This is a genomic window from Belliella kenyensis (assembly GCF_022549675.1).
GTDB lineage: Bacteria > Bacteroidota > Bacteroidia > Cytophagales > Cyclobacteriaceae > Belliella > Belliella kenyensis.
The window spans coordinates 1-18,822 of record NZ_JAKZGR010000025.1; the positions used below are offsets into that span (position 1 = coordinate 1).

Annotated in this window: 16 protein-coding genes; 13 read left to right on the forward strand and 3 right to left on the reverse strand. The window is 36.4% G+C overall.

Annotation, left to right across the window (positions count from 1 at the left end; genetic code table 11):
• The 9 genes from MM214_RS18035 to dnaN form a co-directional block, all read left to right on the forward strand.
• A partial coding sequence (locus MM214_RS18035; protein WP_241297572.1) for a hypothetical protein occupies positions 1-226 on the forward strand: 226 nt, incomplete at its 5' end.
• Positions 227-554: 328 nt separating this feature from the next.
• Positions 555-1,394 carry a purine-nucleoside phosphorylase gene (locus tag MM214_RS18040; protein WP_241297573.1) on the forward strand — a complete coding sequence of 280 codons (840 nt, stop codon included), beginning with the start codon at positions 555-557 and terminating at the stop codon, positions 1,392-1,394.
• Positions 1,395-1,714: 320 nt separating this feature from the next.
• Positions 1,715-2,530 carry a purine-nucleoside phosphorylase gene (locus MM214_RS18045; RefSeq protein ID WP_241297574.1) on the forward strand — a complete coding sequence of 272 codons (816 nt, stop codon included), beginning with the start codon at positions 1,715-1,717 and terminating at the stop codon, positions 2,528-2,530.
• A 188-nt stretch (positions 2,531-2,718) separates the two neighbouring features.
• Entirely contained in the window at positions 2,719-3,462 is a 744-nt protein-coding gene (locus MM214_RS18050; RefSeq protein ID WP_241297575.1) for a GLPGLI family protein, read from the forward strand.
• A gap of 17 nt (positions 3,463-3,479) precedes the next feature.
• Complete coding sequence (locus MM214_RS18055; RefSeq protein WP_241297576.1) at positions 3,480-6,095, forward strand: hypothetical protein; 2,616 nt, start codon at positions 3,480-3,482, stop codon at positions 6,093-6,095.
• A 290-nt stretch (positions 6,096-6,385) separates the two neighbouring features.
• Entirely contained in the window at positions 6,386-7,297 is a 912-nt protein-coding gene (gene gldA, locus MM214_RS18060; protein WP_241297577.1) for a gliding motility-associated ABC transporter ATP-binding subunit GldA, read from the forward strand.
• Positions 7,298-8,020 carry a gliding motility-associated ABC transporter permease subunit GldF gene (gldF, locus tag MM214_RS18065; protein ID WP_241297578.1) on the forward strand — a complete coding sequence of 241 codons (723 nt, stop codon included), beginning with the start codon at positions 7,298-7,300 and terminating at the stop codon, positions 8,018-8,020.
• Positions 8,017-9,702, forward strand: a complete 1,686-nt coding sequence (gene gldG / locus MM214_RS18070; protein ID WP_241297579.1) for a gliding motility-associated ABC transporter substrate-binding protein GldG — start codon at positions 8,017-8,019, stop codon at positions 9,700-9,702. The genes gldF and gldG overlap by 4 nt, the downstream gene beginning before the upstream one ends.
• 105 nt (positions 9,703-9,807) lie before the next feature.
• On the forward strand, positions 9,808-10,932 hold the full coding sequence (gene dnaN / locus MM214_RS18075; RefSeq protein ID WP_241297580.1) for a DNA polymerase III subunit beta: 1,125 nt from the start codon (positions 9,808-9,810) through the stop codon (positions 10,930-10,932).
• Positions 10,933-11,039: 107 nt separating this feature from the next.
• Here the strand turns inward: dnaN and MM214_RS18080 are convergent, their stop codons facing one another.
• Together MM214_RS18080 and MM214_RS18085 are read right to left on the reverse strand one after the other, a co-directional pair.
• Positions 11,040-12,236 (reverse strand): ATP-binding protein, encoded by a 1,197-nt coding sequence (locus MM214_RS18080; RefSeq protein ID WP_241297581.1) that lies wholly within the window; start codon positions 12,234-12,236, stop codon positions 11,040-11,042.
• A gap of 325 nt (positions 12,237-12,561) precedes the next feature.
• On the reverse strand, positions 12,562-14,343 hold the full coding sequence (locus MM214_RS18085) for an alpha-amylase family protein (protein ID WP_455423563.1): 1,782 nt from the start codon (positions 14,341-14,343) through the stop codon (positions 12,562-12,564).
• Positions 14,344-15,033: 690 nt separating this feature from the next.
• On the opposite strand from MM214_RS18085, the gene MM214_RS18090 reads away from it, so the two are divergent.
• Entirely contained in the window at positions 15,034-15,570 is a 537-nt protein-coding gene (locus MM214_RS18090) for a lipocalin family protein (RefSeq protein ID WP_241297583.1), read from the forward strand.
• 135 nt (positions 15,571-15,705) lie between these two features.
• Here the strand turns inward: MM214_RS18090 and MM214_RS18095 are convergent, their stop codons facing one another.
• Positions 15,706-16,314, reverse strand: a complete 609-nt coding sequence (locus MM214_RS18095; protein WP_241297584.1) for a hypothetical protein — start codon at positions 16,312-16,314, stop codon at positions 15,706-15,708.
• Positions 16,315-16,516: 202 nt separating this feature from the next.
• On the opposite strand from MM214_RS18095, the gene MM214_RS18100 reads away from it, so the two are divergent.
• From MM214_RS18100 to MM214_RS18110, 3 genes are read left to right on the forward strand one after another with little or no spacing between them, the layout of a single operon-like run.
• On the forward strand, positions 16,517-17,029 hold the full coding sequence (locus MM214_RS18100; RefSeq protein ID WP_241297585.1) for a hypothetical protein: 513 nt from the start codon (positions 16,517-16,519) through the stop codon (positions 17,027-17,029).
• Positions 17,030-17,052: 23 nt separating this feature from the next.
• Positions 17,053-17,496, forward strand: coding sequence for a DUF2147 domain-containing protein (locus tag MM214_RS18105; RefSeq protein WP_241297586.1), 444 nt, complete (start codon positions 17,053-17,055; stop codon positions 17,494-17,496).
• Between the two features lie 10 nt (positions 17,497-17,506).
• Complete coding sequence (locus MM214_RS18110; protein WP_241297587.1) at positions 17,507-18,619, forward strand: DUF6268 family outer membrane beta-barrel protein; 1,113 nt, start codon at positions 17,507-17,509, stop codon at positions 18,617-18,619.
• Positions 18,620-18,822: the final 203 nt, after the last annotated feature.

An 18,822-nucleotide genomic window follows, 5' to 3' on the forward strand; every position in this document is an offset into this window, starting at 1 on the left:
TTCGTACATCAATGTGGAATTACAAATTCCATTGATAAGAAAGCGTAGATGCAATCTCCGCTTAGGGCTCACTCCATTTTTTAGAAAAAACTATAAAATTAACTACGAACCATCTAGGTGTAGTTTGCAACTACACCTCAAATATCATGATTTCATGAATTTTCGTACATCAAAGTGGAATTACAAATCCCTTGGATATGAAAGCGTAGATGCGATCTACGCTTAGACGCTCAGCCCAATTTTGAGTAAATCTTAAATAGCAACTACTATTTGTCTGGGGGTAGTTTGTAACTACACCTTAAATATCATGATTTCATGAATTTCCGTATATCGATGTGGGATTGTGCATTCCAAGGATAGGGAAGTGTAGATACAATCTACGCTTAGGGTTCAAGAATCAAAAAAAACTCTGAAGGATTTCCTCTCCCAAGCTTACTATTAGATTTAATTATTGATTTATCAGGATAGAATTATATAAGACTAGTCTTAAAGAAGTGTACAATTTAGTCAGAAGATCTGAATCATTTCCGTATTTTAGTCCAAAATCACAAATTATGAGACAAGAACCAGATGTAACTTACCCTTCCCAGATACAACATGCCATTAACCATATTCAACAGACATTCGATGAGCCAGTTTCTATTGGTATTATCCTGGGGACTGGGTTAGGTCAATTGATTGAACACATTGAAGTGATTCATGAGTTTCCTTATCAGGAGATCCCTTTTTTTCCTGTTTCTACAGTAGAGAGTCATAGTGGAAAATTGGTTATTGGAAAGCTTTCAGGTAAGTATGTAATAGCCATGCAAGGAAGGTTTCATTATTATGAAGGCTACTCTATGAAGGAAGTTACCTTTCCAGTGAGGGTGATGAAGCTACTCGGTGTTGAGCAGCTTTATGTCTCAAATGCTGCTGGAGGTCTCCATCCAGACTTTCAAATTGGTGGTTTGATGATTTTGAATGATCATATTGACCTTTTTCCAGAAAACCCACTGAGGGGGAAGAATTTGGATACATTTGGTGTGAGATTTCCAGATATGAGTGAGCCATATAGCACTCGCTTGATAGCAAAGGCGATAGATATTGCTAAAAGCAACAATATCAAAATACACACAGGTGTGTATGCGGGCGTCCAAGGCCCAAACTTAGAGACCAAAGCAGAGTACAAATACCTTCGTACCATAGGGGCAGATGCTGTAGGGATGAGTACTGTTCCAGAAGTCATTGTAGCACGGCACATGAACATGGAAGTCTTCGCTATATCAGCCATCACAGATCTCTGTTCTCCTGATAACGTCAAGCCTATCAGTATACAAGAAGTATTAGCCGCTGCTGCTATAGCTGAGCCAAGTATGTCGTTGATCATAAGAGAGCTGGTTGGAGGAGGGTTTTGAAGTGTATAGCGTGGCTTTTGCAATGTGTAAAGTACAAAGTACAATGTAAAAAGTACCAAGTATATCGATTAGCTATTATGAAATGAGTAGTAGTGTAGAGACTTGAAATCCTTTAAGCATTATGGGGTGTGTTTAAGTCAAAATTTAAATATAGAATCGACTTACTTAAGCAGAGAAGACCTTCCAGGTTTGGTCTGCATCTAGTGAAAAGCCAATTATTTAGCCCATACGCTATTTGATAGAAAACCTGGTAAGTCTAAACAATCTAAAATCTACAATCTAATCCCGATAGAATATTGGGACAACAATTTCCAAAACCTATGAAATACTTAGATAAAGCAAAAGCTTCAGTAGCATATATTCAATCTCAAACTGAACAAAAAGCCGATACTTTGGTGATATTGGGTTCAGGGCTGGGAGGATTTGTAGAGATTTTGGAAGACTGTACTACTCTTCCATATAGCCAGATTCCATACTTCCCTGTTTCTACGGTGGAGGGACATTCTGGTGAGTTGATATTGGGAAAAGTTGGGGACAAATGGCTCTGGGTGATGAATGGAAGGTTTCATTACTATGAGGGGTATGAATTAGAAGAGACGGTTTTTCCTTTGAGGGTTTTGATCTTAATAGGTTTGAAAAAATTAATCGTTTCCAATGCTGCAGGAGGGTTGAATCCGGCATATCGGGTTGGGGACTTGATGCTGATTACAGACCACATTGATAAGTTTCCTTCCAATGCCTTGAGAGGAAAAGATTCGGAGAGCTTCGGAGTAAGGTTTCCAGACATGAGTGAACCGTATGATTTAACTTGGAGAAATCTTGCCAAGGAAAAAGCGCTTACCCTAGGGATCAATTTGAAAGAAGGTACTTACACCGGAGTGACTGGGCCAAGTTTGGAAACCAAAACAGAGATAAAATATTATAGAAAAATAGGTGGAGATGCAGTCGGGATGAGTACAGTACCAGAAGTGATAGCTGCCCGACAGATGAACATAAAAGTGTTAGCGCTATCTGTGATTACTAATGAGTGTGAACCAGGTGATAATAAGACTTTTGCCCATGAAGATGTTGTGGAGGTGGCTAAGAAAGCAGGGGAGAGGTTGAGGAAATTGGTGGAGTTAGTTTTGATGAATTAAAATAAATAAACTGAAAATCAGGTAGTTGCCTTTTCTAAGGAAAATTTTCTAACTAAAAATTATGGGGCCGGTAAAAAAATGTTGTTTTCATTGCGAATTAAATAGAGCGCTTGATTTTTAGTTCAACTCTGCCAATGGTTGGTAGAGATTTGTTTAATTTTATTATTTCTAATCCTAATTTTAAACACATGAGATTTATTTTGTATATCCTTTTTTTTCTATATGCTACAGCAGCTTCTTGTCAAAATGTTGTCGTTACATATTCACGAGTAAACAATCATGAAGATCAATTGGATGGTTTGGAGGAACGTTATGGCCATTTGAAAAGTGATATAAGGGAAGAAATGACTCAATTGCTGAGTAATGATATGAAGTTCAAATTGCAACACGCTCAGGGGAAGTCAAAATTCCGAATGATAGAAAGCGATGAGGATGTGAGCCAAAAAGAGATAGAAGTGGGGAACAATAAGATTGTCGTAATGCGACAAAAAAGCAAGATTGATCCTCATGTTTTCAAAAATTTGGTTGATAAGGTCAGCTGGAGTCTAAGAGATGTTCTAGGAAAGGGTTTTATAGTTTCAGATTCATTAAATTTTGAATGGGCTTTTCATCCTGAAAGTAAGCTTATTGGGGAGTATAATTGCTATAGAGCAACTACATTTTATGATGACTTAGAAGTTGAAGCTTGGTTTGCTGAGGAAATTCCAGTTTTTGATGGACCTGACGTTTTTGTTGGGCTTCCAGGCTTGATACTGGAATTGAAAACTCATAAATACAACTTTAAAGCATTGGAGATTGAGTATGTTGATGAAGTATTTGAATTTGAAAAACCTAGTGGATTTCCTGAAATGAACCGCAGTGAATTTGAAAAGGCATTTCAGGAAAGAATGGAAAACCTATATCCAGCGGGAGCCAAGATTAAAAAATATTAATAGTACTTTATTAAAGGATGAAGCACTTTTTATTATCTATACTTTTTTTTGTTTACCATTTTAGTGTTGCGCAATCCCTTTTTCAAGGGAGAATTCAAGATGCGGATGGGAAGCCGATTCCATTTGCTTCATTTCAGATTTTTCAAAATGAAAACTCTCCAATGTTGGGGTATGCGATAAGTGATTCAATGGGTGATATTGCTATAACCATTCCTGATCATGAGCAATATTTCGTCAAAATTAGGCATTTATCATTTGAAGCTTACAATAAGCTTTTTGATAGAATAGATCTACCAAGGACTTTTGTTTTAGAGGAAAAAACAAATCAGTTAGAATCAGTAGTAATTGAAGCTAATAAATCTGCAATCCGCGTGAATGGAGATACACTTGATTATAATCTTGATTTGTTTCTATCTGGAAGAGAGAATAAGCTAAAAGATGTTTTGAAAAAACTGCCAGGAATAGATATTACGCCTGATGGGAAAATCTTGGCTAATGGCAAGCCTATCGAAGACTTACTGGTAGAAGGAGAAACTGTATTTGGGCAAAACCATAGTATTTTGCTTGAAACCCTCAATGCTGAAATTGTAGGAGGGGTTCAGATTCTTTCTAATTATGAAAAATCAAAGTTATTGAGGGGATTAGAAAACAATGAAAATGTTGCAATTAATATTGCGATAAAGGAAGAATTTAAAGGGGAGTTTTCGGGTGAACTTGGTCTAGATGTTTCGACAGGCAATAGAGGAGGAGGGTATATGAATCTTTACAGGTTTGATTTGAAAAGTAGGCTAGCTGTGATTGGGGATTTTAATAATATGAACAAACATGTTTTGTCCAGTAGGGATTATGCTGATTTTAGAAGTGACTTTTTACAAGATAATTTTTCAATTCATAGGAATAAATCCAAATCTGATAAAGATGTCGATCAATTTCATGAAGAAAATGAAAGGTTTGCCAAAAAAAGTATAGGTTTGGCTGGGACAAGCTATGGAGCAAAGCTAAATGAACACCTCGACTTGAAAACATTCGTGCTTTGGAGCAATCAAAACACTTTTCAAGATTTATACTTGGAAAGAGAATTTTTGAATGAAGGAGTAACAAGCCTAATAGATGAGGATAAAAGAAGTGAGAGAAGGAATTCAATTTTTCAAACATTCTTAAACCTTGAGTATCAAAAAAACAAAACGCAATTTAACTATGATTTAGTTGTGAGTTTGAGAGGTGAGAAAATAGGTGATAGCTTGTCGACAAATTTTGTACAAGGAATATTAGTTAACCTTTTTCAGGAAAAAGAGAATTATCTAAACGAGATCCAGCAACAAGTCAGACTAACAAAGAAAGTTGGTGAAAGGAAAATAATGCATTCACAATTTTTTCATAAGCTATCTCAAAACACAAACAATTTATTTATTGATTCTGAAGTTGACCTTTTTGATAGAGGCTTCTCTGAAATTGATCAGCTTTTTAGAATTAAAAAGGACGATTTGGGTGGCTATTTTTTATACCGGGTATATAAAGGAAATTCTGTCTTTGGGGTTTATACAGGTGCAGATTTCCAGAGATCTGAGTTGAATATTGATAACTCTTTAACGGATTATGTATTGTCAAATACTTTGACTTCCCTGTTTGTTGGTTCAAATTATAAAAAAACGATTGGAGATTTTAAGTTTGGATATGATTTGAAAGTAAAGCGTATTTATAACCTGGAAGATGAAGACAGTAGGGAGCAACAATGGGCAATATTACCCTTTGTGGATGCCAAATATAGTTTCACTCCTTTTCATACTATTCAAGCAGATTTTGAACGAACGATTGAGTTTTCCCCAATCCAGAAGTTAGTAACATCAGAATTGTTTACAGATTATCGAAACATAAACATTGGGAGTAATATTTTATTTTTTGAGCCTTCTTATGTTAATGAATTTAATTTCAATCATAATTACATGGACTTTTATCATGGGTTATTTGTTTTCAGTTTTTTTAAATATACAAACCAAAATCTTGTTTTTACATCTTCAAATGATTTCAGAGGAGTGTATAATGAAATAGATTTCCAAATTGCAGAAAATGATTCACGTAAAATTGCGGGGAACATGGTAGAACTTCGTTTCAGTGGGTTGCCCGTTTCTTTTAAAACAACAAATGCCGTGGTGAACATAAACTCTAAATCATATTTAAGAGGGCAACTGAATACGCTTCAGGTATGGTCTTTTGAAACAAAAAATGAACTAAAAACTCGCTTCTCAAACAAAGCACCAAACATTTCTGGTGGGCTCATTGTCAATAGTACTCAAGCTCAATTTTCATTGTCTTCTCAGTCAAATAAATTGGTCAGAATAGAACCATTTATGGAGATTGATTATGATTTTAGGGAAATTATCAACTTTAACACCTCTTACAGGAAACAACTTTTTAATTCAGAAAGAGAGATGAATAACCTCAGTATATGGAACGTTAAATTATCGTACAAGAAAGAAACTAGTGACTGGTCTTTTGGAATCATGGGTAATGATGTATTGAACTTGAGAAGTTCTTCTCTTTATGAGGTAAGCAATACTTCAAATCAGTTAATAAGAAGTGTTTTTTCTAGGTTTCCAGGATATTTTGGAATTAGAGTTAGTAGAAATATTTAGAGTGTTTACAGCTTTTTCGCAAGTTTTCAACTAAAATGGAGGGGGATTAAAGATTTTGTTTTCTGTAAGTACTCACTAAATCCGCAAGAGAATGTTGTAATTGCTTGATTTATAGTGATAATAGTTCTTCCGGGTTCCACTCGATTATTCCTAATTTCTGATGACTGTGAATAAAAACCTGAAAGGTGGGCGGATTTTTGGTGCTAAGGACGGTCTGCATGTTCATTTTTCTATTTTGCTAGTTCCCAACATCTCCTTAACTTCGCTTCTTAATTTTCTAAGCAAAACTCATGTCACTCCAAGTTCAGAACCTGACAAAAACCTATGCAAATCAAAATGCCCTGGATCAAGTTTCCTTTGAAGCTGAAAAAGGGCAGGTCTTGGGTTTTTTGGGGCCTAATGGAGCAGGGAAATCCACTACCATGAAAATCGCCACAGGATTCCTTTTGCCAGATGCTGGGGATGTATTGGTCAATGGGGTCTCGGTACTCAAGTTTCCCAACAAAGTGTCAAAACTTATAGGGTATTTGCCCGAACATAATCCACTTTACTTAGACATGTATGTGAGGGAGTTTTTGGGGTTTGTGGCCGGCATGTATGGCATGAAGCGTAACTTCACCAAGCAGAGGATCGAGGAGTTGGTAGCAATGTGTGGCTTAGAAGTCGAAGTGCACAAGAAAATTGGCCAATTGTCAAAGGGCTACAGACAGCGTGTGGGACTAGCCAAAGCTTTGATCCATGATCCAGAAGTAATCATTTTGGATGAACCAACTACTGGGCTAGACCCGAATCAATTGGTGGAAATCAGGGCGCTGATCAAGCAAGTAGCCAAGAACAAAACAATGATTTTGAGCACTCATATTATGCAAGAGGTGGAGGCTATCTGTGATCAAGTGGTTATTATCAACAAAGGAAAAATAGTCGCTTCTGATAATTTGTCAAACCTGAAGTCGTTGAGCCAACAGAAGGTGCTATTACTTGAGACAGAGGAAGACGTTGAGCTTTCATGGTTCATAGAAATAGGCAAAGTTTCATACCCTAGCACAGCAAAAAATATTGTACTTGTGCAAGTGGAAGATATTCAGTCAAGTAGAAAATCCTTACTAAATTTGATTGATCAAAAGGGTCTAAACTTGGTCAGTATCCAACAAAAAGAACAGAATTTGGAAGCCATATTCCAACAACTCACACAGAACAAATAGATGCGCGCATTATATTGGAAAGAGATCAATGCTTTTTTTGGAAACCTTTCGGGTTTTCTGATTTTGGCTGTTTTCCTGATTTCATTAGGCTTGATAGTTTGGGTATTTCCTGATTCTTCTGTGTTAAACTACGGTTTTGCTGATTTGGAAACCCTGTTTCTTTTTACTCCATATGTATTTACTTTTTTGATTCCAGCGATTACGATGAAGATGATCGCTGAAGAAAGACGCTCTGGAACATGGGAGCTTTTGAGAACTTCTCCCTTGGGGACATTCCAGATTGTCATGGCAAAATACCTCTCTGCATTGACATTGATCATCATCGCTTTGTTACCTACTTTGGTGTATTATTTCAGCATTGTTCAGTTGGGAGACCCTGTGGGGAATATAGATCACGCAGGCTTTTTTGGATCTTGGATAGGATTGCATTTGATGGGAGCTGTTTTTGCAGCTATTGGGCTGTTTTGCAGCTCATGGACCAGTTTTCAAATGGTTGCCTTTATTGGTGGCGTGTTTTTGAGTTTCTTACTTTATTTCGGATTGACAGCTTTAGTTCAACTCCAAGTGATGAGCCCTCTCGCACTTTTTCTTGAAGAGTTAAGTTTAAGTTTCCACTTTGAAAGTATGAGTAGAGGGGTAATTGTGGCTGAAAATGTAGCCTACTTTTTATCCATTATTATTTTGATGTTGGGCTTTACAATGATCGGAATTAGGAGAAAATGAAAAAGTGGATGTCCATATTGAGGCCTGTATTAGGGATAATAGTTTTGATCTTACTTGTGCAAGTGGGCTTAAGGCTATTGGACTTCAGAATTGACCTGACTGAAGAAAAACGCTTCTCTCTTCACCCTGCAAGTGTAGAAGTTTTGCAAGACCTGCCTGAGCCTTTGGAAGTTGAAATATTGCTGATGGGGGATTTGCCTGGAGGAATGAGGAGGCTTCAGCGGGCTATAGAGCAGACCGTAAGAACATTCAATGCTTACAGCAATCATCGGATTAGCTTTTATTATTTAGACCCCTTGAGTCTGCCAGCAGAGGAGAGGGATGATTATGTTGTGGGTTTGGCAGGATATGGTATTCAACCTACCAATTTGTTTGTCAATGAAGATGGATCACAAAGGAGTCGCTTGATTTTTCCGGGAGTTGTGATCAAGGACTCAACATTTGAAGTAGGTACCTTACTTTTACGAGGGGAAAGAGAAATGAATGCTGATCAAAAATTGAATTTTTCTATAGAGAATCTAGAGTTCGAATTGATCAATGCTATTCGAAAACTTGTAAGCAAGCAAACTTATAGTGTGGGCATGATTATGGGGCATGGAGAGCTGGATGAGGATGATGGTTTTGGAGTAGTAGAGGCATTGGTGGAGGATTATGAAGTTTTCAAAATTCCAATTGAGCAAGCCAAGCAGGTAGAAGATTTGGATCCTTTCGATGTATTGATCATCTCAAGTCCGAGAGAGTCTTTTCAGGAAAAAGAATTATATCTAATCGACCAATACCTCATGCGAGGAGGGAATCTCATTGTTTTACCCAATGCTTTAGCCTTAGATCTGGATCAAGCTGGTGGAGACGGTACACTTGCCATGCCCATAGAGCATGGTCTTGATCAGCTCTTGTTCAGGTATGGAGTTCGTGTCAATAGAGACTTTATACAAGACCTAAGTTTTGGCTATCATCCAGTAATGGCGGGTAATTTTGGAGATCAGGGACAGTTGATCCCATTACCTTGGCCTTTTTATGTTTCAGCAGGAAGGATGGCTAGTCACCCTATCACAAAAGGTTTAGATCAGGTAATGTTTAAGTTCACTTCTACTTTGGATACAGTCAAAGCTGATGGAGTGAAGAAAACTCCGTTAATTTTTGGTTCAGATTTCAGTAGAAAATTGGCTACACCTGTTCGTGTAGCATTTCAAGATATGGAAAATGATCCTGTGGTGGAAGATTTTTCCCTACAAAACCTCCCTCTTCTTTATCTTTTGGAAGGCAGGTTCACTTCAATGTTCAAGAATAGATTTTTGCCAGATGGCTTTGATAATGCTAAATTTAAAGAGGAAGGTACTGAAGGTAGATTAATCGTCGGAGGCACGGGCAGCTTGTTTGAAAGTTCACAAGACCCTGTGTCTGGAGAGCCTTTACCTATAGGAATAGACCCTTATAGTGAGTCCAATTATGCCAATAGGCTTTTGTTGCAAAACATCATACGTTACCTGACAGAGCCCAATGGCATTATTCGTGCTCGTACCAAAAAGTTTCAGATCAGGCCATTGAATAGGGTAAAGGTTCGAGAAGAAAAGGCCTTTTGGCAAGCCGTAAATGTGATCCTGCCAGTAGTTATATTATGGATGATGGCCTTTGCATGGGTAAGCATACGAAAGACAAAAAATAGAAAGAAAATTACTTAGAAATTGATTTTTTTTTATGAATATCCATTAGCTTGGCTGTGTTTATAATTTTATTTATAAATTTACCCTGTTATAATATTTCGACATAAAATAAGCCTAATCGATATGAAATTTATTGTTTCTTCTTCTGCGCTTTTGAAGCAGCTTTCGGCAATCAATGGAGTGGTTACCACCAATCCAGTTGTGCCTATTTTGGAGAACTTCCTTTTTGAAATAAAAGAAGGTAAATTGTCCGTAACTGCATCTGATCTTCAGACTTCCATGATGACTGAGATCGATGTAGAAGCCAAAGAAGACGGGAATATTGCAGTTCCAGCAAAGATTTTGATCGAAACATTGAAAAATCTTCCAGAGCAACCTGTTACTTTCAGCATTGATCATGAGACTTATAGCATAGAAATCAGCTCAGACAATGGTAGATACAAATTAGCTGGAGAAAATGCCACTGATTTCCCTAGAATTGCGGCTGTGACTAATGCCTCATCTGTAGATATGTCTACAGAAGTTTTGAGTAGCGCTATCAGTAATACAATTTTTGCGACTAGCAATGATGAACTTAGACCGGCAATGACTGGTGTGTACATTAATTTGAGTAGTACCAATACCACCTTTGTGGCTACTGATGGGCACAGATTGATCAGGTATAGAAGAATCGATGTAGCTTCGCCAGATGCTGCAAGTATCATCATCCCAAGAAAGGCTCTTAACTTGCTCAAGTCTACACTTCCATCTGAGAATATACCAGTAACTGTAGAATTCAATAGTTCTAATGCCTATTTTAATTTTGGAAGTATCAAGATGATCTGTAGATTGATCGATGAGAGATATCCTGATTATGAAAATGTAATTCCTGTAGACAACCCTAATCACATGACTATTGATCGGGTAGAATTCTTGAGTTCATTGAGAAGGATTGCGATCTATGCCAATAAAACTACCCATCAAGTTAGGCTTAAACTATCCGGAAGTGAATTGCAGATTTCAGCTGAGGATCTTGATTTCTCGAATGAAGCCAATGAAAGATTATCATGCGAGCATGATGGAGAGGATATCGAAATCGGATTCAATGCGAAGTTCTTGGTTGAAATGTTGAATAACATTTCTTCTAAAGAAGTTACACTTCAATTCTCTGCTCCAAACAGAGCTGGATTGATTGTGCCTTCTGACAAATCAGACAATGAAGACATCCTGATGCTTGTAATGCCAGTGATGTTGAATAATTATGTGTAAAAAATTGATGGATATTATTCTGTTTTTTCAGAATGAATATTTGTAGATATTTTAAAGTCAAATGATGGCTAATAGTAAAAAGCTCCAGCTGGAAAGTTGGAGCTTTTTTAATATAAGAAACCGAAAAGGTAAAGAGGGATTTTGTTCCCCATTCCATAAAGCATTTCATCTGCTGCAATGTAGGAATTTGGGATTTTGGCTATCTGGTCGAAAGTTTTATTTTTGCCACCTATTTCAAATTCAAATTGATTGTTGACTAGAAAATCTCCGCTTTTGGCTGTTGTAAGGACTGCACCACTATTCTCTAATTGATTGTAAAAGAAAGTTTCTCTGATGTTTCCCTGATTTTGATTTTCCAGTGCAAGTGCGTAGATGAGGTTAGTGTTTGCCAGAAATATTTTATCTGGTTTATTCATCATGCTGATGCCTTTGGAAGAGGATCTCAAATTTTTTATTAATTTGGAAACTTCCAGCATGTGGAGCATTTCAAGTAATCTTGGCCTAGTAGTTTCAGTTTTTTCTGCAAGTTTAGTGATGTTTGGGCTGAATGGGACAGAGGTGGAAAGTAGGTATAGCAGTTTTTTTAATTTTGCCTGAGTGCTAGTTGATATATCCTTGCCTTCTGGGAGATCATAATCAATAATGACATTTATCAACTGATTGATCTTGGAAACATAATCTCTTTCGTCTTCCAAAAAGAATGGGTAAGCGCCAGTTTTTTTGTAATGTTCGAATTGGAGCATTAAATCTGGAATTACAGTGACATTCTGTTCCACAATTTTTTGGTGATTATTTAAGATTTCTATGATGTCATATTTCTCCAGTTTGATTTTCAATTTTAGACTCAGGTACTCTCTAAAGGATAATTCAGGTAATTCATAATACACCAGCCTTCTGCTCAAATCTGCCTGAGATTTTTGTAATGCTAAAATTGAAGATCCAGAGATGATTAATTTGAGATCAGGATAAAAATCATACATGTTTTTCACAGCACTTTGCCAATCTTCATATTTATGCACTTCATCCAAAAGTAGATTTCTTCCTCCCAATTGATAGAATCTTTCTGTCAATTCTATCAAGCTGTTTTGTTTGAAGTAAAGATCATCTAAGCTTAGATAGAGAGATTTATCAAGGGGTAAGTTCTCTTTGAGATATTGAAGCATCAATGTTGACTTGCCTGTTCCTCTGGCACCTAAAATGCATATAGCTCTGCCTTTCCAATTGATTTTATTGTAATGACTTCTTTTGAAATCTGTTTTTATTGACAGTAATAAATTTCTATATCTATTAATTAACTCTTCCATTGTGTTCTCAAAGATACATAATATATTTAAATATGTATCTTTGAAGGTACGGATAAATTATAAAAATGTATTTTCAAAGATACGAAATAGTAAAAGGTGTATTTTGCAAAAACCTTTTTAAGGGGGCTATACAGGAATCTTTGAGTCTAGTTCCTCTCTGATTACTGGAGAAAAGAAAATTTAGCTAAATCCGATTCAAATTGACCCGTGTCAGGTGGATAGACAAAAGCCACATCCCAATTCAACAGGAGACCCTCCTCAATTGCTTCCTGTTTTATTAGAGGCAAACATTGATCTTTAATCACTTTGTATCAATTCTGACGATCTATTTTAACTCCAAAATCCAGCTTTCCAAAGGTTTTAAGTCTACTCTGATTTTTGCGTGACCATTTTCTAGGTAGAGCTTAGCTTTAGCTTTTCCATATAACTTTTCTTCTAAATCATATTCCCCATCTTTCATTCCCCAAGCTGACACCAAACTTGCAGGTAATTGCAAATCAAAGCCAAATGAATCATTTTTGTCAAAATTGGTGATGATGATGAGTTTTTGATCTTGTGACCACCTTACATAAGAGAATACTTTATCATTATACCATTCGGTGTTTTCTCTATTGAATGAATGGATTTCTGCATAGTTTCCAGCCAATGCAGGACTCGAGATTGTGAAGTTGAGGAGCTTTTTATAGAAATCTCTAAGGGACTTTTCAAGGTCAGTAAGTTGTCCTCCATCAAATTTGCCATTATTCATCCATCGCTGATGATGAGGTACTCCAATATAATCAAAGATTGAAGTTCTGCTAGGACTTCCAAAGCCAGCTTCTTCTGCCCCTGGTTCGCCTACTTCTTGTCCAAAGTAGATCATCATCGGAGCTTGATCTATGGTAGCTGAAAGCACTGCAGCAGGTTTGGCGATATCTGCTTTACCTACAAATTCTGGGCTTGCTATTCTCTGCTCATCATGATTTTCCAGAAAATGTAGCATATGCTGGCCAATGTCTGATAAACCCTGCTGAATTTGGATCAAATGGTCTGTAGAGCCTCTGCCCTGCATGATGTTTTTCAAAGTGTCATATAACTCTACCTTATCATATAGATAGTCCATTTTGCCCAAGTGGATGTAGTTTCTGTATTCTCTTGGATTGTATATCTCAGCAAGAAGAAATGCGTCAGGTTTTTCCATTTTGATTGCAGAGTTCATATAGCTCCAAAACTCCACTGGTACCATTTCAGCCATGTCAAACCTGAACCCATCCACACCTTTTTTTATCCAAAACAAGGCAATATCTTTGAATTTTTTCCACGAATCTGGTACATCTTTATCCTTCCAAAATTCATGGTGTTCCTTGTAGTCTGCTTCCATAAATTGTGGAGGAAGTTCGGGAAAGTCTTTGCTGCCATCAGGTTTGATACCATAGTTTATCTTCACTGTCTCATACCAATCATTGAAGTCTGGTTGTGATTTTCTAGACCCATTTCCTGTCCACTTGGCTGGATATTCGTCAAAGACACCATCCGCTAGGGGATGTTTTTCACCGCCAAGTGGTTTGTATTCATTATTTGGTTGTGGGACTTTAAAGGATTCTCCTAGAATGTAATAGAAGTTGTTGTTTTTCGAATATTCAACCGAAGTGTCATCTTGAGCACCAAAATCCATGACACCTGTGGGATTGTTTTTTCCTTCATAGTTTCGTGCAATGTGATTGGGAACTATGTCTATGATAAGTTTGAGGCCAGTTCGGTGTGTTCTCTTTATTAAAGCTTCAAATTCTTCCATACGTTTTGCAGGGTCTTCAGCAAGGTCTGGATTGACTTGGTAGTAGTCTTTCACTGCATATGGGGAGCCTGCTCTTCCTTTGACTACATCTGGATCATCATTTGATATTCCATATGAGGTATAATCCTTGATTACGGCATGATGCGGAATTCCTGTATACCATATATGGGTCACTCCCAGATCTTTGATTTCTTTAAGTGCCAGATCTGTAAAATCAGAAAACTTTCCAATCCCGTTTTCCTCCATCGTGCCCCATGGCTTGTTTGTTGAGTTAGTATTGCCAAAAAGTCTCGTAAAAACCTGATAAACAACAATTTTTTTATTTTCTTCCATTTCAGCTTTTGGTTCAATCGTGTTTCTGTCACATGCTAAGCAGCCTAGACAGATTCCTGCCATCAAGAATACATTGTTAAGTATATTTTTCATAGGCTTAAATATAAAAAATCTTAGAAAGCTTCCTTACATTATTCACATATTCCTGTTACATATATTGAACCTTAGATTTTTTTACAAAATAAATGCAGCATGCTTTTGAACTAAAGATATTTTTTTGTAAATCTAATGGTATTTCTTCTGAAGGTGATTATTGACCATTGTTGACAGCCTTTTATTTAGGATTAATGTATATCCGTTTTTATACAATAAGGAGTATTTCATTCAAATAGTAGATTGCTTCGGGATTAGTATTTAGCTAATATCCAGTACCATTAAATATTTGGATCTTAAATGCCTCAAATATGACATAGGTACTTTTATCTTGACGGGTATATTTTAGGTTTTATGGATGTACGGAACTTTGCCAATAAAATTACAAAATTTCGATTTATCTAACTTCCGATATAAATTGATATTTGATACTTATGGATATTGACCATTAAGAACCGGTTGAGCCAATGAATTGAAGTTGCTTGCAAAAAAGTGTATAATCAGATTAGGTTTTAATATTTTATTGAAATACAACCCTATTTACCAGTTTTATCAATTGTTTTTGGCAAAAATTCTTTCAACATAAATTATATAAATATGAAAAATTTCTTTAAAAATGTCTTAATGGTAGGCCTATTTAGTGTATTAGTGTTCTCATGTGGAGAAGATGAAGAAAGGAGAATTGATTCAAGTGATATTGTAGGTACTTGGGAAATTGAAGATTTCAATGTATCCTTATCAATCAACGGGAAATCATTTTTTGATTTTTTGGTTGAAGATGCTGGATTGTCAATAGAGGATGCTCAAACTTTTGATGATGCAATTGCTAATGATTTTTTTGAACCAGAAGATCTAGAGAGTACTCGGTTGATTTTCAATGCCAACGGGACTTATCAAGTTTGGCAAAATGACACTTTGGACGAAGAGGGAGTATATGAGGTGAACAGCAGTGACAAAACACTCACACTAAAGGATAGTCCAAGTGATCAAGAAGGTGTCACATTCAATATTGAACAGCTCAATTCCACATCTTTAAAATTAAGCCTTGAAGAAAGTGAGGAATTCGATATGACAGAAGATGGAGGGGCGAATCAACTTATGTTCAAACTTACCATGAATTTCAGTAGGGTATAAGAATTACAAAAGGGTTGAGATAGATTTACTTTCCTCAACCCTTTTTTTAAGAAAATCCAAAAGTCAGAAAGTTTAGGTGTTTAAAAATTGCTAAAATTCTTTGGAAATAGAATTGAAAAGAGAACTTGAATATTATTAATCACCTTTTCTCCCAAAGAAATAATTTACACCAATTTTCACTTGACCAAAATTTACTTGAAAATTACTTTCTTCCGAGGGGTTCGTGTACCAATTTGATTGGTAAGAAGCTTCACCAATTGTCGCATCAAATCCCCATTTTTTATTTGGCATAAATGTAAATGCTGGATAGAATGAAATATGAACTCTAGTACTACGCTCTTCATATAAAAATGGGCTTGATAAGTCTCTATTGACTCTTCCTGCCAACCCTCTTCCTTCTAAGCTAAAAAAGAAAGAGTCAGATATGGTGAAAAATTTCCTAATAAAAAGTCCACCAGCAAGGCCAAAGATTTTTGATGTCTCGAAAAGATTTGTTGCTGGATTTAAATTAGGTTGACTAGAGGAAACAAAATTTGCGGCTGGTCCTATAGCCAATGATTCGCTTACAAAAAATCCAAATTGACTATTTAATGAAAGCAAAGTCGTTGATGGATTGTTGGATGGAGCATATTTAATTTTTGATGAATAGTAGGACATATTTCCACCAACAAATTTTGTTCCTTTTGAGAATTGGCCAAAGGATAGTAGTGGCATAAAGAATACAAGGATTAAGATTTTTTTCATACGCAAGACTTTTTAGAAAGGTAAACTTTAGTTTTGAATTTTAACTATAGTTTCAATTAATAATTTTGGCTTTATAAGATGTTTTACTACCTTAAATCTATCTTTCGAATCAATAACCTATTAAACAAGAGTTTCTTATTGTCGTTAAATATTTGTTAAATACACCAGTCAATTCTAAATTTCATTATTAAAATTTTCATTTATGAATAAGATTTGTTTCCAGCCGATTTTGATTTTGACATCATTAGTTATGATTCTGTCTTGTGGACCTCAACTTCAAACTGAAGAAGTTGAGACACCATTAATAACAATGAAAGCAGAGGGGCCATTATTCGAAGGAGCAAACTCTGCTACAGCCACATGGGAGTTTGATTTGGCTGAAATTATTGGTTCTTTGGAAGGAAGTGTAAAGGAAGCTAAAGTCATTTCTGCCGAAGTTGAGTTATTAGAAACCGAAGATTTGCCAGCTCTTGAAAAAATGGTGCTAGAAGTCACTTCTAAAAATACATCAATGGCGAGAGTGGGGCTTTTTGAAGGCAAAATGGAATCAGGTCAGGTTTTTGCTTTGAATATTGCAAACAAACAGGAGAATTTGGCCAATGCTTTTCAAGATGGAAAAATGACTTTCGTGGGGGACTTTGACCTTTTAGAAGAAGAGTATTGGAGCAATGTACAATTTTCGTTAAAGGTTAAATTTGAAATAGGAATCAAGTAAACAAATATAAATCCAAAATAATTATGAAAAAGTTAATAGCAGTTATAGCTTTTATTTTCACAGGTAGCTTTGCCATGGCTCAGGATGCAGATGCAATAGTAGGAGTCTGGGAGCCAGGTCATGGTAAGGCAAGAGTCAAAATAGACAATATCGATGGGAAATATTATGGTAGGATTGTCTGGCTAAAAGAACCAAACGATCCCAATACTGGAAAACCTAAAACTGATGTGAACAATTCAGATGAGAGTATGAAGTCAGTCCCTTTAAGAGGTTATAGAATTTTAAAGGACTTTGAATACAAGGGGAAAGGTGTCTGGGAAGAAGGGACTATTTATGATCCAGAGTCTGGAAATACCTATAGTTCAGTGATCACCATGAAAGATGAAAATACCCTGGACATACGAGGTTATGTTGGGGTTAAAACCTTTGGTAGGTCAGACACTTGGAGAAAGTTAAAAGTTAACTAATCTCCAAGCGATGAAAAAAACTATATTTTCGTTGATGGTTTTGCTTCTATCTGCGTCTTTACATCTGACAGTATTTGCGCAAGACGAAGATGATGAAGATTGGGATGCATATGGGGACTTAGAACTAGTTGACGATACGAAGGTCAAGCGTTTTGCAAAGCCAACGATTGTAGGTTTGAGCCCAACCAGATTCCTGAGTATTTCTTACGATAGACAATTACCATATGACATGAACTTGTCAGCAGCCAGATTTCCCGTGAGTGGTAATGATGGTTGGGGAGTAGATGAGTCAGCACCTATTTCAGAGTCTGGGAGGGTGAATTTTACAGGTGGAATTCGATTCAATTCCAATATTCCTGTAATTTCTAAAAGCAACTTGGTATGGCAGACAGGATTGAACTATATGAGAATAGGGTATAATATTTCAGAGGTGAATGCTCAATCAAATGCATCAGGGTTGACTGATATTCTTGACGATAGAGGTTTAAATAACCTGAACTGGACCAATACCTTTTTTGTGCCTATGAGTGAAGAGAATTTCTTCATATTTCAAGGAATCCTAGATATGAGTGGAGATTATGGCTGGGGATTACAGCCCTTTAATACGATCAGATGGAGTCTTGCTGCTGTATATGCCAAAAGAGTAAGTGAAAATAAGAGATGGGGACTAGGTGTTTCAAGAACATACCGAGTAGGGAACCTTAATTACGTTCCAGTAGTCATGTATGATGTCACAAGTGCTGATCGAAAGTGGGGTACAGAGATATTGTTTCCTGCGAGGATGCATGGAAGATATAATTTTAGTAAAAATTCTCTCTTGCTTTTCGGTTATGAGCTAGAGGGACAGTCATATCGAATTGATAAATTTTCAGTAGGAAATAATAGTTATGAAATCCGTAGGGGTGAATTGAGGCCAAGGCTTGAATACCAGAAGCAGTTATCTGGACCGTTTTGGATGAATTTTCAGGCGGGGTATAGAATTGACTGGACTTATAATGCAGATGAGTTGGAGGGTAGCAGGGAGTTTTTTAGAGGTTTCTTTGGAAATCAACGCTATGGCATGGTCAATAACCTCAGCAATACAGTCTATTTTAATGTTGGGATTAGTTTTGTAACGATGTAGGGTAGATTCATTAATAGCTTAACTCTTCCAGCTAAATTAGTGGAATTGATAAAAAGGTCTCAAACAATACCTATTCCAGCATAATAGCTCAACTATTTTAATGTGAATTACTCCCTTGAAATATAGAGAAAGGTTGATAAATAATTGCAAATCAAGGCGAAGATTTATTTTTAACTTTTTCTATTTTGTTAGTTGTAAAACGA